The following is a 21311-nucleotide window of genomic DNA, read 5'->3' on the forward strand; positions in this document are numbered from 1 at the left end:
GTCAGGCCTCCGGGGCGGGCTCGAAGGGGCGGTACGCGGCGGGCTCGGAGGTGCGGGTCGAGGGGCGTGCGCGCGTGGCGTCCGGCGGGGGAGCGTCGTCGTGCTCCACCGCGCGGTCGTGCTCGACGGTGGGCCCGAGCAGCGCGGTCGCGAAGAAGCCCGCGCCTGCGGTGAGGAGCACGGCGGTCGCGGCGACGGGGGAGGTCGTGACGAAGCCGGACGGGTCGGCCGCGTACGCGGCCTCGTACGAGCCGGCCATGGCGGCGGCCCCGAGCAGCGCGGCCCACAGCGGCAGACGTCCCCGGGTGCCGGCGCCGACGGCGAGGCACACGAGCAGCACGACGAGCACCGCGACGGCCCGGCCGCTGGGTGCGTCGGGCAGTGCAGAGGCGCGCAGCAGGTAGCCGAGCCACGCGGCGGCGAAACCGACCGCGAAGGCCGCGGCACGCTGGCCGGGCGTGCGGTCGGGCACGAGCCCGAGCGCACCGCCGAGTGCCGCCCCGAGCAGTGCGACCCCTTGGACCTCGGGGCCGAGCACGCCGGACAGCAGGACGGTGAGGGTCGCGAGCACGGCGAGGAAAGCCCCCGCGAGCACGTGTCTGGTCATGACCACCTCGTTGTGGTGTGAGTCGTGGAGGCAGGGCCGGGAGCGAGGACGACCGGGTCCGACCTGGGACCTAGGTCCCGCCGGACCGAGCAGCCACTGTCTAGCAGCGCCTGACGTGGGTGGAACAGTGAGTACTAGGTACTTCCCCGGCGCGGCGGCAGATCGTTATCGGCCCGTGACCTCTGGGGGGAGGGGAGCGGTATGTCCCTCTCTGCCCCACCAGTCCGACCTGCGAGGTGCGGAGAGCGGGGGGCGGTGCTCCACTGGAAGTCGTCACATACGTGACACCCGACGTCGGGCGCCTCGCGTCTGCGGGGAACGTCGTCGCCACGGAACCCTGCGGGGGCAGAGGGAAGAGGCACATCGTGAGCGAGCAGTCCGGAACGAGCAGCACCAGCACGAGCAGCACCAGCAAGAGCCACAGCGCGCTCGACAGCGCGCAGGGCATGACCACGATCGCGGACACCGTGGTGAGCACCATCGCCGGCCTGGCGACCAAGGAGATCCAGGGTGTGCACGGGCTCGGCAGCGGTGCCTCACGCACCGTCGGGGCCCTGCGCGACCGGATCCCCGGCACGCACCCCAACTACTCGCAGGGAGTGGGCGTCGAGGTCGGCGAGAAGCAGGCCGCCGTGGACGTCTCGGTGATCGTCGAGTACGGCGTGGCCATCGCCGACGTCGCGTCGGCGATCCGCCAGAACGTCATCTCGTCGGTCGAGCGGATGACGGGCCTGGAGGTCTCCGAGGTGAACATCACCGTGGTCGACATCCACCTCCCCGACGAGGACGACAGCGGCGACTCGGGCGGCAAGGACAGCAGCCAGCAAGGGTCGCGCGTGCAATGAGCGACCCCGCACCGTCCCCCGGGGCGCACGTCCCGAAGGACCCCAGCCCGGCGGACGACCTCGCGCCCGTCGGGTCGGTCGAGCCCGCGGACATCGTGGAGGCCGCGGTGCTGGCCGTGCCCGGCGTGGCGCGACTGTCCGGCGGGGCCGCCACCTACCTCCCCGGCCGACGCGTCGCCGGCGTCCGGCTCGATCCCGGACGCACCGAGGTGCACGTGGTCGTGACGCTCGATCGGCCGGTCCCCGACGTCGCCGACGCGGTGCGCGCCGCGGTCCAGCAGGTGCGCCCCGCGCCGGTCGACGTCCACGTCGACGACCTCGAGGTCCCCGACACCTGATCTCTTCCGACACCTGGAGCTGACATGTCCATCTCCGTCATCGGTCTGTTCGTCGGCATCCTGCTGGCGATCGCCGCCACGTTCGGCGGCTTCGGAGGCTTCCTGCTCGCGGTCGTCCTCGGAGCCATCGGTCTGCTCATCGGCATGCAGATCGAGGGTCGGCTCGACATCGGGTCGATGATCCAGGGCCGCCGTCGTGGCTGACGTCGCCGACGAGCCCGGCAGCCGCGGCACGACCCACGTCGAGGACCGTGCCGTGACCCACCTGGCCGCCCGCTCCGCGCTCGAGGTCGACGGCGTGGCGAACGCACGCGACGTCTCGGGGCGGGTGTCCCACCTGCTCGGGCGGGACTACCCACGCACCACAGTGACGACGGCGGGGCAGCGTGCGCGGCTCACGCTCGAGATCGCACTGCTGTGGCCGCGCTCCGCGTCCGAGGTCGCGGCGGCCGTGCGGGACCGGGTGCGCGAGCAGCTCGGGTCGCTGCTCGACATCCAGGCCGACTCGGTGGCCGTCGAGGTGCGGCGCGTCGTGTCGGTGCCCCCCCGCGAAGGGGCCCGGGTCCGATGAGCGCGCAGCACCTGGCCCCCGGGTCGACCCCGCTGCGGCCGGCCCGCGAGCTCACGGGCTCCGGGGTGATCGGCGTGGTGGGCGTCGTGCTCGCGGTGCTGACGGTGGCCCTCGGCGTCGCCCTCGTGCGCGACGCGCTCGTCGCCGCCGGCGTCCTGTCGGGAACGACCTGGTACAGCTCGGCGGTCGACGCGCTCGACGGGCTCGAGCCGACCACGGGCGTGCTGATCGCGGGCATCGTGCTCGCGCTCGTGGGCCTGTGGCTCGTGGTCGTCGCGTTCCGCCGGCGTCGGCGCAAGACCCTGCAGCTGCAGTCGGCCGCGGGGGTGGGGCTGCGCCCCAAGGCCCTGGCCCGCCTGGCCAAGGCCGCCGCCGCCGACGTCGACGGGGTGCTCGAGGCCCGCGCGGGTGCGAGCCGCTCGACGGTCGACGTCGAGATCCTCACGACCGGTGACCGGAACACCGCGCTGCGGGTGCGGGACGTCGTCGCGGCACGGCTCGCGCCGCTCAAGCGCCCACCGCGCGTCAACGTCCGCGCGCGTGCCTCGCACGCCCACGAAGGGACAACCCCATGAGCCGCTCCGTGCTCGGCTGGGACCGGGCCGTGGCCTGCGTGCTGGGCATCGTGCTCCTGGTCGCAGGTCTCCTGGCCATCGCCTGGTGGGGCGGCTACCTCGACTCGTGGTGGACCCCTCCCGACCAGCTCGCGACGGGCGGTGCGGCCGACCAGGTCGACCAGTCGTGGTGGCCGTGGGCGGCGGGCGTGCTCGGTCTGCTGCTCGTGCTGCTGGGCCTGCGCTGGCTGTGGGGGCACGTCCCGCGTCGCGGGGCGGGACCGCTCCGGCTCGAGGGGTCGAGCCCGTCGGGTGCGCTGAGCATCGACGCGAACGAGGCCACCCGCGCCGCCGCCGACGTCCTCGCCGGGACGCCGGGCGTGCGGTCCGCGAGCGGTTCGTTCATCCGGGACCGTGGCGAGCTCGTCGCGGGGCTCGTGGTCACGGTCGACCCGACCGCCGATCTCGACGGCGTCGGGTCCGCGATCGAGGTCGCGAGCGCTGACCTGCACCGGGTGCTGGGCCGTGACGACGTGCACCTGCGGGCGCAGGTGCACGTCGCCAAGGACGAGCAGCGGGGATCGCGCGTCACCTGACGGGTGCGCGCCGATGCCCCGGGGTCAGAGCGCCGCCGTCAGAGGACGCTGAGCTCGCGCTCGAGGTCGTCGAGCCCGAGCGCACCGATCGACAGCGCAGCGGTGTGCCAGGCACGCAGGTCGAAGACCTCCCCGACCGCTTCCCGACGGGCACGGGCCGCCGCCCTGCCCGCGAGCCAGGCCCGCTCGCCGAGCTTGTAGCTGATGGCCTGCCCGGGCCAGCCCAGGTAGCGCACGACCTCGCTCGCCACGAACTCGGCGGGCGAGCCCGAGCGGGCCGCGAAGAACTCCTCGCCCAGCTCGGCGGTCCAGACCTCGCCCGGGTGGAACGGCGAGGACGCGGGGATCTCGAGGCCCAGGTGCATGCCGATGTCGATGATCACGCGCACGGCGCGCATCCGCTGACCGTCGAGGTAGCCCAGGCGGGCGCCCGGGTCCTTGAGGTAACCGAGCTCGTCCATGAGCCGCTCGGCGTACAGGGCCCAGCCCTCGGTGGTGGCCGAGACCGAACCGACGCTCACCTGGAAGCGCGAGAGCTCGCCCGCGCGGTAGGCCCACTGGCCGAGCTGCAGGTGATGGCCGGGCACGCCCTCGTGGTACCAGGTGCTGATGAGGTCCCAGGTGGGGAACCGGGTGCGCCCCAGCGTCGGCAGCCAGGTGCGGCCCGGACGCGCGAAGTCGAGCGACGGGCGCGTGTAGTAGGGCGCGGCGGCGGCGCCGGGCGGGGCGATCATGGCCTCGACGCGGCGCACCGGCTCGGCCACGTCGACCACTGTGCCGTCGAGCTCGGCGATCGCGGTGTCCATCATGCGCTGCAGCCAGGCACGGACCTCCTCGACGCCCTCGACCGCCTCGCCGTGCACGTCGAGGTGCGCGAGCGCCTGCGCGGGGGTCGCACCCGGCAGCACGCGATCGGCCTCGGCGAGCATCTGCTCCTCGATCCGGGCGAGCTCCTCCCAGCCCCACGCGTACGCGTCCTCGGGGTCGAGCGTCGCACCGATGCTGGCGCGGGCCGAGACCAGGTAGCGCTCGCGGCCGACCCCGTCCGGGGTGCCCTCGACCGCCGGCAGGTACTCGGTCGCGATCCACGCGCGCAGCTCGTCGACGCCGTCCGCGGCGGACCGGGCCGCCGCGTCGAGCTCGGCGCGCAGCGAGGCCGGTCCCGCGGCGACGAAGCCCGCGTGCCAGCCCGGCTCCTCGCCGCGCGGCAGCCACGCGGCGAGCTGGTCGACCACCGCGGCGGCCTGGCGCGGTGCGCTCACGTGGCCGCGGCGCAGCCCCTCGGCGAGCGAGCGGCGGTACGACCGGGCGGACTCGGGCACGCGGGCCATGCGGCGGGCCACGACGGCCCAGTCCTCGTCGGTGGCCGTCGGCATCATGAGGAAGATCGACTGGAGCTGGTGCACGGGCGAGCCGATGGGGCGCAGGCTCACGAGCAGCTCGCCCGTGTCGTGCGCCGCGAGCCGGGCGCCGATGCGTTCGCGCAGCAGCGTCGCGCAGCGCCGGTCGTCGTCGTTCTCGAGCCGCGCCGTGTCGAGCCTGCCGAGCACGTCGCACGCGGCTCGGGCCCAGGCCGCGTCGGCCTCGGGGGAGAGGTCGGGCATGCGGTCGTCGCCGGGGCGGATGCCCAGCGCGGTCCCGACACCGGGATCGAGGTCGGCGAGCGTCTCGACCCACTGGTCGGCGAGCTCGCGGGCGGTGGGCGTGGTCGGTGCGGAGAGCTGTGTCACTGCCCCACCGTATCCGGGGCCGTGGCCGCGCCCGGTCGGGTCATCAGCCGGCGAGGTCGGGCGCGGGGGGCGGGGTCGGGGCCTGGGTCACCGGGGCGCCGTGGTGCTGCGCGCGGTTCCCGGCCACCAGCGTGAGCGTGCCGAGGGCGAAGACGCCGCCCGAGACGAGCAGCGCGACCGGGCCGTCGCCCACCTTGAGGCACGTCGCGCCGAGCCCGGCGCCGGCGCCCATCGCGACGACCGCCAGGAAGCGGTGGCGCCACTGGTGCGGGGTCTGGCTGCCGCCGCCCAACCGCGACTCGCGCGTGAGGTTGGCGAGGGTGTTGGTGACGACCACGGTGGTGATGTCGGTGTTGCCGACGGGCTTGACCGCCGCGACCTGCGCACCCATCAGCGCGGCGAGGAGCGCGGTCAGCGTGGCCTCGGCGGTGCCGCCGATGTCGCCGGCCAGCACCCACCAGCCGGTCAGGGCGAGGATCAGGGCGGTGCCCGACACGAGCAACCAGACGCTGCGTCGCGGCAGCCCCACGGGGTGCCCGCGCCCGACGACCCGGCCGCCGAGCACCGACCCGAGGGCGAAGCCGACCAGCGCGAGCGCGTTGTTGAGCAGCGGTATGCCGTCCACCCCGACGAACGCGAAGGCCACGAACAGCACGTTGCCGGTCATGTTGCCGGTGAACACCCGGTCCAGGGCGAGGTAGCTGACGGCGTCGATCGCACCGGTCGCGGCGGTGAGGAGGAGCAGACCCGTGGTGAACAGGCCGGCGGCGGAGCGGGGCATCAGGAGTCCTCCAGCAGGGTGTCAGCAGGTGGAACTCGAGGTCGAGCTCGACCGAGCGGGCCGCGGTCAGCGGGCCCGAGGCGTCGAGCACGTCCTGGTGGGCAACCTAGCCCCTCTGCGGTCGGATGGCCTGACACGGTCGGCCGGGTCGTCAGCGGCCGACCGTGACGCAGCCGACGGCGGAATATCGGCTGCGGGGTTGGGGTTCCAGCGCACAAGTGGTTGAATGTTTGACAACCTCGGAGTCGCAGGAGCAGGAGCACCACATGCCTCAGATGCAGTTCGGCATCTTCACCGTCGGCGACGTCACGACCGACCCCACCACCGGTCGCACGCCGACCGAGCACGAACGGATCAAGGCGACGGTCACGATCGCCAAGCACGCCGAGGACGTCGGCCTCGACGTCTTCGCGACGGGCGAGCACCACAACCCGCCGTTCGTGCCCTCGTCGCCCACCACGCTGCTCGGGTACGTCGCCGCGCAGACCGAGCGCATCCTGCTGTCGACCTCGACCACGCTCATCACGACGAACGACCCGGTCAAGATCGCCGAGGACTACGCCTACCTCCAGCACCTCACCGACGGGCGCATGGACCTCATGATGGGCCGCGGCAACACCGGCCCCGTGTACCCGTGGTTCGGCAAGGACATCCGCCAGGGCATCAACCTGGCCGTCGAGAACTACGCGCTGCTGCACCGGCTGTGGCGCGAGGACGTGGTCGACTGGGAGGGCAAGCACCGCACGCCCCTGCAGTCGTTCACCGCGACGCCCCGCCCGCTCGACGGCGTGCCGCCGTTCGTGTGGCACGGCTCGATCCGCAGCCCCGAGATCGCCGAGCAGGCCGCCTACTACGGCGACGGCTTCTTCCACAACAACATCTTCTGGCCCATCGAGCACACCCGGCAGATGGTCGAGCTCTACCGCCGCCGCTTCGAGCACTACGGCCACGGCAGCGCCGACCAGGCCATCGTCGGGCTCGGAGGCCAGGTGTTCATGCGGGCCAGCAGCCAGGACGCCAAGCGCGAGTTCCGGCCCTACTTCGACAACGCCCCCGTCTACGGCCACGGCCCGACGATGGAGGAGTTCACCGCGCAGACCCCGCTCACGGTCGGCAGCCCGCAGGAGGTCATCGACCGCTACGCCACGATGCGCGAGCACGTCGGGGACTACCAGCGCCAGCTGTTCCTCATGGACCACGCGGGCCTGCCCCTCAAGACCGTGCTCGAGCAGCTGGACCTGCTCGGCGGCGAGGTCGTGCCCGCGCTGCGCAAGGAGTTCGCCGCCGGACGTCCCGCCCATGTGCCCGACGCGCCCACGCACGCCGCCCGGGTCGCCGCGGCGGGCGACCGCCCGGCACCGACCCTCGTCCACGCGGTCGACGACGTCACCGGCGCCTCCCCGGAGGCCTCCCGATGACGCGCCGGACGCTTGCCGTCGTCACGTCGGGCCTGCGTGAGCCGTCCTCGACCCGCCTGCTCGCCGACCGGCTCGCCGCGGCGACGGTGCGGGAGCTCGAGGCCCAGCGCATCGAGGTGGACGTCGAGGTGATCGAGCTGCGGCTGCTCGCGCACGACCTGACCAACATGCTCCTGACGGGCTTCGCGGCCGGTGAGCTGCGCGCCGCGCTCGACACGGTGGCCCGCGCCGACGGGGTGATCGCGGTGACGCCGATCTTCTCGGGCTCGTACTCGGGGCTGTTCAAGAACTTCTTCGACGTGACCGAGCAGGGCGCGCTCGCTGGCACCCCGGTGCTGCTGGGCGCGACCGCGGGCACCGCCCGGCACTCGCTGGCGCTCGACCACGCCCTGCGGCCGCTGTTCGCCTACCTGCGCGCGCTCGTGGTGCCCACGGGAGTGTTCGCGGCGACCGAGGACTTCGGCGCCACGGCACGCCAGGACGTCTCGGACGACGCGGGTGCCCTCGACCAGCGTGTGGACCGGGCCGGGCGCGAGCTCGCCGGGCTCGTGGCCGCCCGGGCCCCGCACGAGGTCGCGGACCCGTTCGCGAACCCCACGTCGTTCGAGGACCTCCTCGCCGGGGGCTGACCTGCGTCTCGGCCGTGCCGGCGTCGTCGGCACGGCCTGACCGGTCGGCCGTCGGGGCAGGTCGGTCAGCGCGTGACGCCGAGCGCGTCGAGCACCAGGTCCGACATCGCGAGGTGCCCGGCCTCGTCGGGGTGGTAGGGCGGCAGGTTCAGCCCGGGGAAGAAGCCGGTGACCCACGGCTCGGGCGCTCCTGCATGGTGCTCGCGGCTCGCGGCCGACGCTCGCACGAGCGTCGCGCCGTGGTCGTGCGCGACCTTCGCCGTCGAGTCCTCGAGCGCGTGCGCGACGTGCCACAGGAACTCCTGCTCGTCGGCGGTCAGCGGGACCTCGGGCACGGCGGTGCCGAGCGGTGGCAGCACGGTGAGGTAGTCCACCAGCACGATGCGCGCGTCGGGCGCGTGCGACCGCACGGCGTTGACCACGTCCCCGAGCCGGGGCCCGATGCCGCGCAGACCCTCCTCGACGCGTGCCCGGTCCACGGGCTGCGCGGGGGGTGACGTGATGCTGCCCGGGCCGTGCGGCAGCTGCCCGCGCTCGGCGGCGTGCACGGCCGACCACGAGCGCAGCGCGGCGACGAACCCCACGTCGTTGCCACCTGCCGTGAGCGTCACGAGCGCGGTGTCGGGCAGCAGCGCGTCGACCTGCCGAGGGAGCGGTGGTCCTTTGACCCCCGCGGACTCGGGGATGCTCAGGATGTCGTCGAGGGAGGCGCCCCGGCACGTCCTGTCGCCGAGCGCCAGCTCGAGCATCGCCGCGACCTGGTGCGGGTAGTTCCCGTCCGAACGCGCGCACTCGACGTCGACGGTCACCGGGATGCCCGGCCCGGCCGCATACGAGTCGCCGAGCGCCACGTAGCCGCTGCCGACGGGCAGCCAGTCGGGTCGGGTCGTCATCTGCTCAGGTCTACCCCCGGCCTGTGCCGGACGCACCCGCAGCGCGGCCCCGCCGCACCCCACCTAGCCTGGAAGGCCTCGGTGGTCCCGCGCGCGAGGCACCGCACCCGTGGGCCGGTGATCGGGGCCAGTGATCGGGAGGGCCGATGGTCTTCGAGGCGCTGCGTCGCGACACCCGCCGTCATGAGGTGGTCCTCCTCCTCGTGCTGACGTTCGGCACGGGCGTGGTCGACGCGGTGAGCTACCTCGCGCTGGACCGGGTCATCGCGGGCAACATGTCGGGCAACATGCTGCTGCTCGGCATGGCCCTCGCCGGTGGGGCGCACCTGCAGGTGGTCGGCCCGGTGGTCGCGTTCGCCGCGTTCTGGGTCGGAGCCCAGCTGTGCGGCGTCGCGCTGCGCTCCACGCCAGACGGGTGGACGAGGCGCACGTCGGCCCTGGTCGCGACCTCGGGGGCGACGGTCGGCCTGGTCGGGGTCGGCCTGGTCGTGGTGCCGCCTGCGACGAGCCGTCCCGCGGCGCTCGGGGCCGCGGCCGTGCTCGGCGCCTGCATGGGGCTGCAGGCCGCGGCGGCGCGCGCGACCGGTATCCCCGAGGTGCCCACCGACGTGGTGACCACCGCGATCGTGGACCTGGGCCTCACCTTCCATCGGCACGTGGACCGCTCCCCGGGGTGGGGCCGACGGATGGGCAGCTTCGTGCTCATCGGCGCGGGCGCGCTCGTCGGGGCGCTGCTCATCAGCGTGCACCCCGCCCTCGCACTCGGGCTCGTGGCCGCGCTGAGCCTGGGCGTCGCCGTCGCGGGGCGGGTGCGGCTCGAGCAGGGACGGACCACGGCGGTGGCGCCGTGACGCGCGCCCGAGGGCCCGCGACCCTGGCCGGTCGCGACGTGCTGCGACGCGAGGCGGGACTGCTCCTGGTGCTGACCTTCGCGACCGGCATCGTCGACGCCGTGGGGTACCTCGTGCTCGCCCGGGTGTTCACGGGCAACATGACGGGGAACACGGCCCTGCTCGGCATGTCCCTCACCGGGGCGGCGGGGCTGGGGACCGTCGGGCTCGCCCTCGCCCTGTCGACGTTCTGGGTGGGGGCTGTGCTGTCCGGGCGGGCGCTGCGCGGGGGCGAGCGGGTGTGGACCGGGCACACCACGGCGCTGCTCGGCGCGACGGGCCTGGGGGTCGGGGTCGTCGCGCTCGCGCTCGCGCGGTCGTCGGCCCAGCCACCGCGGCCGGTCGCTCTCGCGTCGGCCGCCGTGCTCGGCGCGTGCATGGGGCTGCAGGCCGCGACAGTTCGCCAGCTGGGCGTGGCGGACGTGCCGACGGTCATCGTCGACGAGCAGGTCACGGGCCTGGCCGGGGACCTCGGGCGACGTCGGCCCCAACCGTGGGTGCGGCGCTCGGGCAGCATCGTGATGCTGGTGGGCGGCGCCCTGGTCGGGACGCTGCTGATCCGGGTGCACGCCGGGCTCGCGCTGGGGGTTGCCGGGGGGCTGGCCGTGACGGTGGCGCTGGTCGGGTACGTGACGCTGGCGCGAACCCGGCCGTCGGGGGCCGTCGGGTCGGGCGACCCGGTCCGGGGGGACGGCTGAGGGTCAGGGCTCGACGTCGACCTGGTCGCCGTCGACGAGCTGGTCCAGCGCGAACGCGTCGTCCCAGTCGTCGCTGCCCAGGCTCGGCATCATGGCATGCAGCTTCGGGCCCCACACGTCGACCCGGTCGGGGAAGCAGCGCTCGAGCAGGTCGAGCATCGTGGCGACGGCGGTCGAGGCGCCCGGCGAGGCGCCGAGCAGGCCCGCGATGGTCCCGTCGGCGGCCGTGACGAGCTCGGTGCCGAACTCGAGCACCCCACCCTGGGTCGGGTGCTTCTTGATGACCTGGACGCGCTGGCCCGCGGTGATGAGCTCCCAGTCGCGCAGGTCGGCGGTGGGCACGAACGCCCGCAGGGTGCGCAGGCGACGCGTCTCGGACGCCGTGAGCTCGCTGACGAGGTACTTCAGCAGGTCCATGTTGTGCAGGCCCACGGCCAGCATGGGGACGACGTTCGCGGGCCGGATCGAGCGGAGGAGGTCGAACGGCGAGCCGTGCTTGAGGAACTTCATGCTCCAGCCGGCGTAGGGGCCGAACAGCAGCGCCGTCTGCCCGTCGACCACCCGCGTGTCGAGGTGCGGCACCGACATGGGCGGGGAGCCGACGTCAGCCATTCCGTACACCTTCGCCAGGTGCTGACGCACGAGGCCGGGGTCGGTGGTGCGCAGGAACTGCCCGCTGATGGGGAAGCCGCCGTAGCCCTTGGCCTCGGGGATGCCCGAGCGCTGCAGCAGGTTGAGCGCCCCGCCCCCGGCGCCGATGAACACGAAGCGCGCGGTGACGGTGCGGTGCCGTGGCGTCGCGTTCCAGCGGCGGTCCTTGACGCGCAGCCGCCACGTCCCGTCGGGGAGCTGGCGCAGCCGGCGCACCTCGTGCTCGAGGTGGACGGTCGCGCCGCGCCGGGTGACGTCGGCGACGAGCGCGTGGGTCAGCGCGCCGAAGTCGACGTCGGTGCCCTCGGAGGCCCGTGTCGCGGCGACGGGCTCGTCGGGGTCGCGCTCGAGAAGGAGGAGCGGTGCCCAGGCCCGGATCGTCTCGGGGTCGGTCGTGAACTCGATGTCCGCGAACAGCGGGTGGCTGCGCAGCGCGTCGGCGCGTCGGCGCAGGTGGTCGACGTTGGCGGCGCCGCGCACGAACGTCATGTGGGGTGCGGGGGAGACGAACTCCGTGCCGTCGGGCAGCCGGCCGCTCGTCAGCAGGTGGCTCCACAGCTCGCGGGACAGCTCGAACTGCTCGTTGATGGTCACCGCCTTGGCGATGTCGATCGTGCCGTCGGGCCGCTCGTGCGTGTAGTTCAGCTCGCACAGCGCGGCGTGGCCGGTGCCGGCGTTGTTCCAGGCGTTCGAGCTCTCCTGGGCGAGGCCGGGCCGACGCTCGTAGATCTCGATCGTCCACGTCGGCTCGAGCGTCGAGATCAGCGCGGCGAGCGTCGCGCTCATGATCCCGCCGCCGACGAGGACGACGTCCACGGGCTGCTGAGAGCTGTCAGGCACCGACGAATCATAGGATGACTCTCGAACCGGACGCGGTGGCTGTCCGGAGTGCGGTCACCAGCCGCGCGGGGGACTGGCGCGGGGAGCAGCGGGACCGCGGATGCGGCCACGCCCGAGCGGTGGCAGCGTGGACGGATGGAGCAGACACCCGGCGAGCCGCACGAGGACCCGTCCGACGTCGACGCCGCGGACTACGACACCGACGCCGACCCGGACAACCTGAACCCGCGATCGGGGGCGAACGCCGCGGGCGACCCCACGGACGACCCCGACGCCGACACCGACGCGGACCCGCACAACCTCAACCCGCGGCACGACCGCGGCTCGCAGCAGCACTGACCCGCTCCGCCGGTGCCCTCGGCGCGGGGTCCTAGGAGGTGCTCCCGGGACTGCGGATAGCGTGGGGGCCATGACGACGCACCAGGCCCCCCGGACGGTCGCCGAGCACCTGCAGGCCGTGCTCTCGCTGGTCACCGCGCTGCCGCCGGTCACGGTCACCCTCGAGGACGCGGCGGGCATGGTGCTGGCCCACGACGTCACGAGCCCGGACGCCCTGCCCCGGTTCACCAACTCCGCGATGGACGGCTACGCGGTCCGCGCGCAGGACGTGGCCGCGGCAACTCCTGAGAACCCCGTGACGCTGCGGGTCGTCTCCGACCTGCCCGCCGGGGTCGACCCCGACCGCGCGGTCGAGCCGGGCACCGCGGCGCGCATCATGACGGGAGCGCCGGTGCCGCCCGGCGCCGACGCGATCGTCCCGGTCGAGCAGACCGACGCAGGCACCGTCACGGTGAGCATCCGGGCCGCCGCCCGCCCGGGTGCGCACGTGCGCCGCGCGGGGGAGGACGTCGCCGCCGGCACCGTGGTGCTGAGCGCCGGCCAGGAGCTCACCCCCTACCGGGTCGCGACGGTCGCCGCGCTCGGGCGCCCCGAGGTCGTGGTGCACCGGCGCCCGCACGTCGTCGTGCTCTCCACCGGCTCCGAGCTCGTGACGCCCGGCACCGCCCTGCGCCCCGGGCAGATCCCTGACTCCAACTCCTACCTGCTGGCCGCCGCGGCGCACTCCGCAGGCGCGAGCGTCCACCGCCTCGGTGCTGTGCCCGACGACGCCGACTCGCTGCGGGCCGTGCTCGAGGCGCAGCACCCGACGGCCGACCTGATCGTGACCTCGGGCGGGGTGAGCCAGGGCGCGTACGACGTGGTCAAGGAGGTGCTCGCCCCGCTGCCCGGCATGGAGTTCGTGCCCGTCGCGATGCAGCCCGGCAAGCCGCAGGGCCTCGGCAGGCTCAACGACGGCACGCCCGTGATCGCGCTGCCCGGCAACCCCGTGAGCGCGTACGTGTCGTTCGAGGCGTTCGTGCGCCCGGCGCTGCACGCGATGCGGGGCCTGACCGGTGCCGCCCTGCACCGCCCGCGCCTGCGTGCCCGCGCGAGCGAAGGCTGGTCCTCGCCCGTGGGTCGCGAGCAGCACATCCCGCTCGCCCTGACCGACGGGCCCGACGGCGTCGAGGTGCGTCCGTCGGCCGTGCGCGGCTCGGGATCGCACCTCGTGGCCAGCCTCGCGCTCGCGGACGCCCTGGGGATCGTGCCGGCGGACGTGACCGCGGTCGAGCCGGGCGACGAGGTGACGGTCGTGCGGATCGCCCCGTGACCGGGTCCGGCGTCCCGACGGAGACGCCCGACGCCGGGCGGCTCACGTCGTTCGACGCCGTGGTGCTCGCGGGCGGCCGGGCCAGCCGCCTCGGTGGGGTCTCCAAGCCCGACGTCCGCGTGCGCGGGCGGCGCATGCTCGAGCACGTGCTCGACGCGGTCGCGGTCGCGGGTGCGCGTCGCGTCGCGGTCGTCGGGCCGCCCACGCTCGACGTGCCGGGCGGCGTGCTGCTCACGCTCGAGGACCCGCCCGACGGCGGACCTGCCGCGGGCGTCGCCGCCGGCCTCGTCGCGCTCGACGCGGGGACCGACCGAGCCGCGGCGTGGGTGCTGCTGCTCGCGTGCGACCTGCCGCTCGTCGGCGGCGCCGTGCCGCTGCTCCTCGGTGCGGGCGCCCAGGGGCCCGACGGCGCGATGCTGGTCGACGCGGACGGCCGCGACCAGCCGCTCGTCGGCATCTACCGCCGGGCGGCCCTCGACGAGAGCGTCGAGCGCCTCGAGCGCGGGCGCGGGGTGCGTGGGGCCCCGGTGCGCGCCGTGCTCGGTGACCTCGACGTGCGACGCCTCGCCGACGCGGACGGTGCCGCGGTCGACGTCGACACCTGGGAGGCCGTGCGCCTCCTGGACGGCTGACGGGCGCCTCGACCCGCGTCTTGGACCGCTGTCCGGGCGCCCTGCCCCGTCCCGTGGCACGATGGAAGGACGCGGCTTGTGCGACAGGGGAGGCGCGGCATGACCGACAGCTCACCCCGACCGGTGCTCCCGGTCGGCCGGCTCATCGAGGCGCCGGGGACACCGCTCGACGTCTGGTTCCACACGCTCGCGCGTGACCTCGGGGTCGACGCCGACGTCGTCGACGAACAGACGCTGCTGGCGGTCGTGCAGCACGCGGCACGCAGCGTGGGCAAGCCCGCCGCGTCACCGCTCACGGCATTCCTGGTCGGGTACGCCGCCGGCATCGGTGCCGGACCGCTGGCCGACGCGATGCACCGCGCCGACGACCTCGCGACCGACTGGTACGCCCGGTGGATGGCCATGGGCGGCCCGCACGACTGGTCCCGCGCCGAACCCGTCTGAGCCGTCAGCCGCCGATCGCGCTCATGGGGCGGTCGGGCTGCAGGAACGCGGGGTCGTCGATGCCGTGGCCGGGCTGCTTGCCCGCGACACAGGTGCGGAAGGCCGCCACGAGCGCGCCGTCGTCGGCGCCCGAGCGCAGCAGGGCGCGCAGGTCGGTCTCGGTGCGGGCGAACAGGCATGAGCGCAGCTGGCCGTCGGCCGTGAGCCGCAGCCGGTCGCACGCCCCGCAGAACGGCTGCGACACCGAGGCGATGACCCCGACCCTGCCGGGACCGCCGTCGACGAGCCAGCGCTCGGCGGGGGCGGCGCCGCGCCCGGGCACCGGGGTCAGCGTGAACGCCCCGGCGAGCCGCTCGAGGATCTCGGCGCCGGTGACCATGGTGGTGCGCCGCCACGAGTGGCCCGCGTCGAGCGGCATCTGCTCGATGAACCGCATCTCGTAGTCGCGCTCGGTGGCGAACCGCACCAGGTTCACCAGCTCGTCGTCGTTGACGCCGCGCATCGCGACCGCGTTGAGCTTGACCGGGTGCAGCCCGGCCGCGTCGGCCGCCGCGATGCCCGCGAGGGTGTCCGCGAGCCGGTCCCGGCGGGTCAGCGCGAGGAACCGGTCGGCCCGCAACGTGTCGATGCTGATGTTGACGCGCGTGAGCCCCGCGTCCGCGAGGCGACTGGCGAGCTGGGGCAGGCGCAGCGCGTTGGTGGTGAGCGAGACCTCGGGGGCCCCGTGCGGTCCGCGCAGCGCGCTCAGCGCGGCGACCACGTCCACGACGTCCGCTCGCAGCAGCGGCTCACCGCCCGTCAGGCGCAGCTCGTCGATCCCCGCCTGCTCGACCGCCACCGTGGCGATCCGCACCAGCTCGGCGGTGGTCAGCAGGTCGGTGCCCGGGATCCAGGGCACCCCCTCGGCGGGCATGCAGTACGTGCAGCGCAGCGAGCACCGGTCGGTCAGCGAGATGCGCAGGTCGCGGTGCACCCGCCCGAACCGGTCGGTGAGCGGCCCGGTGGTGGTGACCCGGGCGTCGGCCACCGGCGCGTCGGCGACCGGCCCCGGCGTGGTCGCGGCGGGGCGCAGCACCGGGAGGGGGAGCGGGACCGGGCTGCTCAATGGTCTCCGCCCACGAGCTGGTCGAGCAGGTGCGGCAGCAGCGGCGCGAGCACAGCGATCCCCTGCTCGACCGCACGCGTGGACCCGGGCAGGTTGACCACCACGGCGCCGCCCGCGGTGACCCCCGCGAGCCCGCGCGAGAGCACGGCGCTCGCGACGTGCGTCTGGCCTTCGCGGCGCAGCGCCTCGGCGAGGCCCGGCAGCTCGCGGTCGATCACCCCACGCGTCCCCTCGGGCGTCTGGTCGCGCGGCGTCACGCCCGTGCCACCGCTCGTCACCACGACCCGGGCCCCCGACGCGAGGACCTCGGCGAGGGCGGCGGCCACCGAGGCGGCGCCGTCGGGCACCACGACGGGCGCGCCGACGGTGAGCCCCGCGGCCTGCAGGAGCTCGACGGCGCGAGGCCCGGAGCGGTCCTCGCGCTCACCCCGGGAGCACCGGTCGGAGACGACGACGACTGTCGCGAGCACTGAGTTCATCGGGCAACCGTAGCGACCGATGGTCCTACGACCTCGCTGACCAGGTGGTTCACACTGGTGGCATGCCTTCTCAGCCGGTCAACGCGCACCGCGCGCTCGCATCGGACAAGCGGATGGCGATGGTGCATCTGCTCCAGCGCCAGGCCGGACCGATGAGCGCGGACGAGATCGCCAGCGGCGTCGGCCTGCACGTCAACACCGTCCGTGAGCACCTCGAGCGCCTCATGGACTCGGGCCTGGTCACGAGCGAGGTCGAGCGCCGGCACACCCGCGGACGCCCGCGCATCCTCTACAGCGCCGCGCCCGACATCGAGGCGCCGGGCGACGCGCGGGCCCGCGACCAGCTGGTCCGTGCGCTGCTCGCCGGCCTCGGCACCTCGGAGCCAGCGGCGCCCGCCTGCCCGGTGCGCCTGCCGGTGCAGGCCCCGCACCCCGGCGGCCAGGCCGAGGAGTGCGGCCGCACCTGGGCGCGGCTGCTCGACTCGCCGGTGCCCCCGGCGGACCACGCCGAGCTGGTGTCGCGCCCCGAGGCGCAGGCACAGCTGGCCGAGCTGCGCCACCAGCTGCACAGCCTGGGCTTCGAGCCCGAGACGGACCCCGAGGGCATGGAGGTGCACCTGCACCGGTGCCCGTTCGTCGACCTCGTCGCCCAGTCGCCCGACATCGTGTGCCAGGTGCACCTGGGCCTGAGCCAGGGCCTGCTCGAGAGCCACGACGGTCCCCTCGTCGCGACGTGGCTCGAGCGGTTCGTCGGGCCGCACCACTGCATCCTGCACCTGGGCGAGCGGGAGCCCGCCCCGGTCGACGACGACCCGCCGTACCCGGCCGACCCCGAGCACGGCGGCCCGGCTCAGGACTGAGCCCGGACCGCCGCGAGCACGAGTGCCGCGACGGCGTCCGGCTGCGAGAGCGCGATCGCGTGCGACCCCTCGATCTCGACCGTGGTCGCCCCGAGGCGCACGGCCGCCGCGCGCTGCGCGTCGGGGTCGATCGCGTGGTCCTGGGTGGCCACCGCGAACCACGTCGGCAGCGTCTTCCACGCGGGCGGCACCTCCAGCACCTGCTCGAGCCCTGCGAGGGCGAGCGGGCGCTGGCTCACGGCGAGCAGCGCTGTCTCCTCGTCGGGCAGGTCCGCGGCGAAGACCGAGCGGAACTTCTCGCGCTGGATGTACAGCTCGGGGCTGTCGCCGCCGGGGAACGTGTGCGGCTCGAGCGCGTCGTTGAGCTCGGGCTCGGCGAAGCCCGCGACCGACCCGACCGCGGACTGCCCGTGGTCGACGCCGAACGAGGCCACGAGCACGAGCGCCGTCACGTTGGGCGCCTTGCTGCCCGCGTAGGTGATGACCGGGCCGCCGTACGAGTGCCCCACGAGCACCACGGGGCCGTCGACCTGCGACGCGGCGTCGGCGACGTACTCGCCGTCGTGCGTCAGGCCGCGCAGGGGGTTGGCGAGGGCCTGCGCCGTCACGCCCTCGGCCTGCAGGCGCGCGATGACGCGCGACCAGCTCGACCCGTCGGCGAAGGCGCCGTGCACCAGCAGGACGGTGGGAGTCGACATGGGGTTCCCCTCTGGACAAATCGGACAGTCGTCATGCGACAGCAGACCAGCACCTGGGTCGCACGGCAAGGCGGAAGGCCCGTGCGTCCCCATGGCGCCGGTGCGATGCTGGGGGGCGAGGAGGCGCCCATGTCGCAAGGAGACGTCCGCGGTGACCCGAACGCGCCGGTCACGGTGGTCGAGTACGGCGACTTCGAGTGCCCCTACTGCCGCGCTGCGGTGCCGGTGCTCCGCGAGCTCGTCGACAGCTCGGGCGGGCAGGTCCGGCTCGTGTGGCGGAGCTTCCCGCTCTTCGAGATCCACCCGCACGCCCTCGCCGCGGCGCTCGCGGCCGCGGCGGCCGGGGCGCAGGGCCGGTTCTGGCCGATGCACGACCTGCTCTTCGCGCACCACGACGCGCTCGACGACGCGAGCCTGGGCCGGTACGCGCAGTCGCTCGGCCTCGACCCGTCGAGCGTCGTCGGCCCGGCCGCGCAGGCGTACTCCGACGTGGTCCGGCGCGAGTACCAGGCGGGAGTCGACGCGGGTGTGCAGGGCACGCCGACGCTGTTCATCGACGGCGAGCGGTACGTGGGGCGGATCGAGCTCCCGGACCTGCGCGCAGCCGTCGGCCTGGGCTGAACCCGGCCCGCCGCAGCGCGGTCAGGCGTTGCGCCAGGGGAGCGGCGGCAGCGGCGGCGGGGTGTCCGACTCCGGGGAGCACAGCGGCAGGCGCTGGCCGAGCAGGCGCAGCAGCAGGGTGCCGAGCACGGCCGCCGCGAGCGAGCCCGCGAGCACGCCGATCTTCGCCTGCTCGCGCAGCGCGGCGTCGTCGAAGGCCAGCTCGGTGATGAACAGTGCGATGGTGAAGCCGATGCCGGCGAGCACGGCGCCGCCGAGCAGGTGCCCGTAGCGCACCCGCCCGGGCAGGTCGCCGAGGCCGAGCCGGATCGCGAGGGTCGAGGCGCCGAAGATCCCGACCGCGTCACCCACGACGAGCGCCACGATGATGCCGAGGGTCACGGGCGAGCGTGCGGCCTGCGAGAGCGCCTCCGCATCGAGCCGTACCCCGGCGTTCGCGAGCCCGAAGACCGGCACCACCACGTACGCGCTCCACGGGTGCAGCATCCGCTGCAGGCGTTCGTTCGCGGGGACCGCGGCGCGGGCGGCGAGCTCGGTGAGGTGCTCACGGTCGGCCGTGGTGTCCTGGGCGAGGTGGTCGGCGTAGCGGGCGACGACGTCCACGTGCTCCCGGGCCGACGGCCGAGCGGGCACCAGGAGGCCCAGCAGGACGCCCGCGAGCGTCGGGTGCACGCCCGAGGCCTGCACCGCCACCCACAGCACCAGGCCCGCCGCGACGTACGGCGCGAGGCGCCACACGCGCATCCACCGCATCACGAGGACCGCGACGATCACCAGCGCGGCCAGCCCGAGCGCCGCGAGGTCGACCGAGTCGGTGTAGAACACGGCCATCACCGTGATCGCGCCGATGTCGTCGACGATCGCCAGGGTCAGCAGGAACAGCCGCAGCCGGTCGGGGCACGCCGGCCCGAACAGCGCCAGGATGCCGATGAGGAACGCGGTGTCGGTCGACATGACGATGCCCCACCCGTGCGCCGCCTCGGTGCCCGCGGTGAACGCGAGGTAGACGAGCGCCGGGACCACCATGCCGCCCAGTGCGCCGAGGGCGGGCACCGCGACCGTGCGCCGGTCACGCAGCTCGCCGCTCGTGGCCTCCCGGCTGATCTCGAGCCCGACGACCAGGAAGAACACAGCCATCGCGAGGTCGTTGACCCAGTGGTGCAGGTCGAGCTCGAGCCCGAACCCGCCCACGAACACCCCGGCGGGGGTCGACCAGAGCGTCTCGTAGGCCGCGGCCCACGGGGAGTTCGCCCAGACCAGCGCGACCACCGTCGCCACGAGCAGGAAGACCGCGCTGCCCGCCTCGTCCTCGAGGAAGTCCACGACGCCCGGGTTGAGGCTCGGCAGCCGGACCCGCAGCGGGGGGCCCGGCCTGGGGCGTTGCGGCATCTCGGCCCTCCGTCGTCGTGCGATCCCCCCCAAACTTCCAGGCCAGCGGCGCCCGCGCAACGAGGACCTCCCCGCCCGGGCCGGTGAGCGAGGATGGGGGGCATGACCGACGCACCCCGGACCGCACTCGTCACCGGAGCCGGACGGGGGATCGGCCGCGGCATCGCCCACGGGCTCGCCGGTGCCGGCTGGTCGCTGGCCCTCGTGGGTCGCACCCGCGCGCACCTCGACCAGGTCGCGGACGAGTGCCGGGCGCTCGGCGCCGACGTGAGCGTCGCGACGGCCGACCTGGTGGACCCGGCCGCGGTCGAGACGGCCGTCGGGCACGTGCTCGACGCGTTCGCCCCCGCGGGGGGCCTCGGCCTGCTGGTCAACAACGCGGGCGTCATCGAGCGGACCGAGGTGCCGTTCGCGCAGGACGACCCGGCGGAGACGTGGCGGGTCATCGAGACCAACGTGCGTGGTCCGCTGCTCGTGACGCACGCCGTGCTGCCGGGCATGCTGGCGCGGGGTGCGGGCCGCGTCGTCAACATGAACTCGGGCGCCGGGCACCGCGCGCTCGACGTCTACACCGGCTACGCGATCAGCAAGGGCGCGCTCTCGCGGTTCACGCGTCTGCTCGACGCGCAGTACCGGGACGCGGGCCTGCGCGTGTTCGACCTCGCGCCGGGAGTCGTCGCGACCGACATGACGGGCGCGATGCCGATGCACGACACGCGCGCCGACTGGACGCCCGTCGAGGCCGTGGCCGAGCTCGTGGTCGCGATGGGCGAGGGTGAGCTCGACGTGCTCTCGGGGCGGTTCGTGCGGGCGGGGGCCGACACCCCGGCCTCGCTCCTGGCCGAGGCCGAGCGGGTCGTGGCGGCCGATGCGCGCGTGCTGCGCCTCGCCGAGATCGGCGACTAGGGCCGCCGGCGGGTCGGTGTCAGGCGGGCGAGCCGAGGGTCGCCGGCACGTGGTCGCCGTGGCCCTGCGCGCGCAGCGTCTCGCGCACCCGCTCGGCCGCTGCGTCGAGGTCGGCCGCGGGCACGTCGTGGCGCGCGTTCGCGAACGTCAGGCTCTGCTCGTCCCACGCGGGGAGCACGTGCAGGTGCAGGTGGGGCACCTCGAACCCGGCGGTGAGCAGCGCGACGCGCGGGGCGTCCCACGCCTCCTGCTGCGCCTTGCCGATGGTCTGGGCGACGTGCACGAGGTGCGCCAGGACGTCTGCAGGGGCGTCGGTGATCTGGACGATCTCCTCGCGCGGGACCACGAGCGTGTGCCCGTCGGTGATGGGCGCGATGGTCGTGAAGGCGACGGCGACGTCGTCCGCCCACACGAAGCGGCCCGGGATCGCCCCGGAGATGATCTGCGAGAACACGGTGGCCATGGCGCCCAACCTAGCCCCGACG

General features: G+C 74.6%; 27 protein-coding genes. 17 read left to right on the plus strand and 10 right to left on the minus strand.

Annotated features, from left to right (window positions below; genetic code table 11):
- Window position 1 precedes the first annotated feature (1 nt).
- Complete coding sequence (locus ACGIF2_RS14085; RefSeq protein ID WP_396047666.1) at window positions 2-607, minus strand: hypothetical protein; 606 nt, start codon at window positions 605-607, stop codon at window positions 2-4.
- Between the two features lie 365 nt (window positions 608-972).
- Here ACGIF2_RS14085 and ACGIF2_RS14090 point away from each other — a divergent pair, with 365 nt between their 5' ends.
- From ACGIF2_RS14090 to ACGIF2_RS14115, 6 genes are read left to right on the plus strand one after another with little or no spacing between them, the layout of a single operon-like run.
- Complete coding sequence (locus tag ACGIF2_RS14090; protein WP_396047668.1) at window positions 973-1452, plus strand: Asp23/Gls24 family envelope stress response protein; 480 nt, start codon at window positions 973-975, stop codon at window positions 1450-1452.
- Window positions 1449-1790 (plus strand): hypothetical protein, encoded by a 342-nt coding sequence (locus ACGIF2_RS14095; RefSeq protein ID WP_396047670.1) that lies wholly within the window; start codon window positions 1449-1451, stop codon window positions 1788-1790. Before ACGIF2_RS14090 ends, ACGIF2_RS14095 begins: the two co-directional genes overlap by 4 nt.
- A gap of 24 nt (window positions 1791-1814) precedes the next feature.
- Complete coding sequence (locus ACGIF2_RS14100; protein ID WP_396047672.1) at window positions 1815-1994, plus strand: DUF2273 domain-containing protein; 180 nt, start codon at window positions 1815-1817, stop codon at window positions 1992-1994.
- The gene (locus ACGIF2_RS14105) at window positions 1987-2361 is read left to right on the plus strand and encodes an Asp23/Gls24 family envelope stress response protein (RefSeq protein WP_396047674.1); all 375 of its coding nucleotides are present in this window, start codon (window positions 1987-1989) and stop codon (window positions 2359-2361) included. Before ACGIF2_RS14100 ends, ACGIF2_RS14105 begins: the two co-directional genes overlap by 8 nt.
- Window positions 2358-2936, plus strand: a complete 579-nt coding sequence (locus ACGIF2_RS14110; protein ID WP_396047676.1) for a DUF6286 domain-containing protein — start codon at window positions 2358-2360, stop codon at window positions 2934-2936. Before ACGIF2_RS14105 ends, ACGIF2_RS14110 begins: the two co-directional genes overlap by 4 nt.
- On the plus strand, window positions 2933-3511 hold the full coding sequence (locus tag ACGIF2_RS14115; RefSeq protein WP_396047678.1) for a hypothetical protein: 579 nt from the start codon (window positions 2933-2935) through the stop codon (window positions 3509-3511). Before ACGIF2_RS14110 ends, ACGIF2_RS14115 begins: the two co-directional genes overlap by 4 nt.
- 38 nt (window positions 3512-3549) lie before the next feature.
- Here ACGIF2_RS14115 and ACGIF2_RS14120 read toward each other — a convergent pair whose 3' ends face one another.
- Both ACGIF2_RS14120 and ACGIF2_RS14125 read right to left on the minus strand, forming a co-directional pair.
- Window positions 3550-5241, minus strand: coding sequence for a DUF885 domain-containing protein (locus ACGIF2_RS14120; protein ID WP_396047680.1), 1692 nt, complete (start codon window positions 5239-5241; stop codon window positions 3550-3552).
- 43 nt (window positions 5242-5284) lie between these two features.
- Entirely contained in the window at window positions 5285-6022 is a 738-nt protein-coding gene (locus ACGIF2_RS14125; protein ID WP_396047682.1) for a YoaK family protein, read from the minus strand.
- Window positions 6023-6297: 275 nt separating this feature from the next.
- Here ACGIF2_RS14125 and ACGIF2_RS14130 point away from each other — a divergent pair, with 275 nt between their 5' ends.
- Both ACGIF2_RS14130 and ACGIF2_RS14135 read left to right on the plus strand, forming a co-directional pair.
- Window positions 6298-7440, plus strand: a complete 1143-nt coding sequence (locus ACGIF2_RS14130; protein WP_396047755.1) for an LLM class flavin-dependent oxidoreductase — start codon at window positions 6298-6300, stop codon at window positions 7438-7440.
- On the plus strand, window positions 7437-8069 hold the full coding sequence (locus ACGIF2_RS14135; protein ID WP_396047684.1) for an FMN reductase: 633 nt from the start codon (window positions 7437-7439) through the stop codon (window positions 8067-8069). The genes ACGIF2_RS14130 and ACGIF2_RS14135 overlap by 4 nt, the downstream gene beginning before the upstream one ends.
- Before the next feature lie 65 nt (window positions 8070-8134).
- On the opposite strand, the gene ACGIF2_RS14140 is transcribed toward ACGIF2_RS14135, so the two are convergent.
- The gene (locus tag ACGIF2_RS14140) at window positions 8135-8962 is read right to left on the minus strand and encodes an SGNH/GDSL hydrolase family protein (RefSeq protein WP_396047686.1); all 828 of its coding nucleotides are present in this window, start codon (window positions 8960-8962) and stop codon (window positions 8135-8137) included.
- A gap of 146 nt (window positions 8963-9108) precedes the next feature.
- On the opposite strand from ACGIF2_RS14140, the gene ACGIF2_RS14145 reads away from it, so the two are divergent.
- Both ACGIF2_RS14145 and ACGIF2_RS14150 read left to right on the plus strand, forming a co-directional pair.
- Complete coding sequence (locus tag ACGIF2_RS14145; RefSeq protein ID WP_396047688.1) at window positions 9109-9813, plus strand: YoaK family protein; 705 nt, start codon at window positions 9109-9111, stop codon at window positions 9811-9813.
- Window positions 9810-10550, plus strand: a complete 741-nt coding sequence (locus ACGIF2_RS14150) for a YoaK family protein (RefSeq protein WP_396047690.1) — start codon at window positions 9810-9812, stop codon at window positions 10548-10550. The genes ACGIF2_RS14145 and ACGIF2_RS14150 overlap by 4 nt, the downstream gene beginning before the upstream one ends.
- A 3-nt stretch (window positions 10551-10553) precedes the next feature.
- Here ACGIF2_RS14150 and mqo read toward each other — a convergent pair whose 3' ends face one another.
- The gene (mqo, locus tag ACGIF2_RS14155) at window positions 10554-12041 is read right to left on the minus strand and encodes a malate dehydrogenase (quinone) (RefSeq protein ID WP_396047692.1); all 1488 of its coding nucleotides are present in this window, start codon (window positions 12039-12041) and stop codon (window positions 10554-10556) included.
- Between the two features lie 135 nt (window positions 12042-12176).
- Between mqo and ACGIF2_RS14160 the strand changes: the two genes are divergently transcribed.
- The 4 genes from ACGIF2_RS14160 (at window position 12177) to ACGIF2_RS14175 (ending at window position 14768) form a co-directional block, all read left to right on the plus strand.
- The gene (locus tag ACGIF2_RS14160; RefSeq protein WP_396047694.1) at window positions 12177-12380 is read left to right on the plus strand and encodes a hypothetical protein; all 204 of its coding nucleotides are present in this window, start codon (window positions 12177-12179) and stop codon (window positions 12378-12380) included.
- Window positions 12381-12450: 70 nt separating this feature from the next.
- Window positions 12451-13692 (plus strand): gephyrin-like molybdotransferase Glp, encoded by a 1242-nt coding sequence (gene glp / locus ACGIF2_RS14165; RefSeq protein WP_396047696.1) that lies wholly within the window; start codon window positions 12451-12453, stop codon window positions 13690-13692.
- The gene (locus tag ACGIF2_RS14170; RefSeq protein ID WP_396047698.1) at window positions 13689-14324 is read left to right on the plus strand and encodes a molybdenum cofactor guanylyltransferase; all 636 of its coding nucleotides are present in this window, start codon (window positions 13689-13691) and stop codon (window positions 14322-14324) included. The genes glp and ACGIF2_RS14170 overlap by 4 nt, the downstream gene beginning before the upstream one ends.
- A 99-nt stretch (window positions 14325-14423) precedes the next feature.
- Window positions 14424-14768, plus strand: a complete 345-nt coding sequence (locus ACGIF2_RS14175) for a DUF6457 domain-containing protein (RefSeq protein WP_396047700.1) — start codon at window positions 14424-14426, stop codon at window positions 14766-14768.
- A 4-nt stretch (window positions 14769-14772) separates the two neighbouring features.
- Here the strand turns inward: ACGIF2_RS14175 and moaA are convergent, their stop codons facing one another.
- Together moaA and ACGIF2_RS14185 are read right to left on the minus strand one after the other, a co-directional pair.
- On the minus strand, window positions 14773-15873 hold the full coding sequence (gene moaA, locus ACGIF2_RS14180; RefSeq protein WP_396047702.1) for a GTP 3',8-cyclase MoaA: 1101 nt from the start codon (window positions 15871-15873) through the stop codon (window positions 14773-14775).
- Complete coding sequence (locus ACGIF2_RS14185) at window positions 15870-16352, minus strand: molybdenum cofactor biosynthesis protein B (protein WP_396047704.1); 483 nt, start codon at window positions 16350-16352, stop codon at window positions 15870-15872. The genes moaA and ACGIF2_RS14185 overlap by 4 nt, the downstream gene beginning before the upstream one ends.
- Before the next feature lie 62 nt (window positions 16353-16414).
- On the opposite strand from ACGIF2_RS14185, the gene ACGIF2_RS14190 reads away from it, so the two are divergent.
- On the plus strand, window positions 16415-17212 hold the full coding sequence (locus ACGIF2_RS14190; protein WP_396047706.1) for a helix-turn-helix transcriptional regulator: 798 nt from the start codon (window positions 16415-16417) through the stop codon (window positions 17210-17212).
- Here the strand turns inward: ACGIF2_RS14190 and ACGIF2_RS14195 are convergent.
- Window positions 17203-17910 carry an alpha/beta fold hydrolase gene (locus ACGIF2_RS14195; RefSeq protein ID WP_396047708.1) on the minus strand — a complete coding sequence of 236 codons (708 nt, stop codon included), beginning with the start codon at window positions 17908-17910 and terminating at the stop codon, window positions 17203-17205. The two genes, ACGIF2_RS14190 and ACGIF2_RS14195, sit on opposite strands and share 10 nt — an antisense overlap.
- Window positions 17911-18039: 129 nt before the next feature.
- On the opposite strand from ACGIF2_RS14195, the gene ACGIF2_RS14200 reads away from it, so the two are divergent.
- The gene (locus tag ACGIF2_RS14200; RefSeq protein WP_396047710.1) at window positions 18040-18531 is read left to right on the plus strand and encodes a DsbA family protein; all 492 of its coding nucleotides are present in this window, start codon (window positions 18040-18042) and stop codon (window positions 18529-18531) included.
- Between the two features lie 21 nt (window positions 18532-18552).
- Here ACGIF2_RS14200 and nhaA read toward each other — a convergent pair whose 3' ends face one another.
- Complete coding sequence (gene nhaA, locus ACGIF2_RS14205) at window positions 18553-19920, minus strand: Na+/H+ antiporter NhaA (RefSeq protein ID WP_396047712.1); 1368 nt, start codon at window positions 19918-19920, stop codon at window positions 18553-18555.
- 102 nt (window positions 19921-20022) lie between these two features.
- Here nhaA and ACGIF2_RS14210 point away from each other — a divergent pair, with 102 nt between their 5' ends.
- Window positions 20023-20826: an SDR family NAD(P)-dependent oxidoreductase gene (locus tag ACGIF2_RS14210; RefSeq protein ID WP_396047714.1), complete on the plus strand. Its 804-nt coding sequence runs from the start codon at window positions 20023-20025 to the stop codon at window positions 20824-20826.
- Between the two features lie 19 nt (window positions 20827-20845).
- On the opposite strand, the gene ACGIF2_RS14215 is transcribed toward ACGIF2_RS14210, so the two are convergent.
- Window positions 20846-21289 carry an HIT family protein gene (locus tag ACGIF2_RS14215; protein ID WP_396047716.1) on the minus strand — a complete coding sequence of 148 codons (444 nt, stop codon included), beginning with the start codon at window positions 21287-21289 and terminating at the stop codon, window positions 20846-20848.
- Between the last annotated feature and the right edge of the window lie 22 nt (window positions 21290-21311).

It is taken from the genome of Cellulomonas sp. P22 (assembly GCF_044392165.1).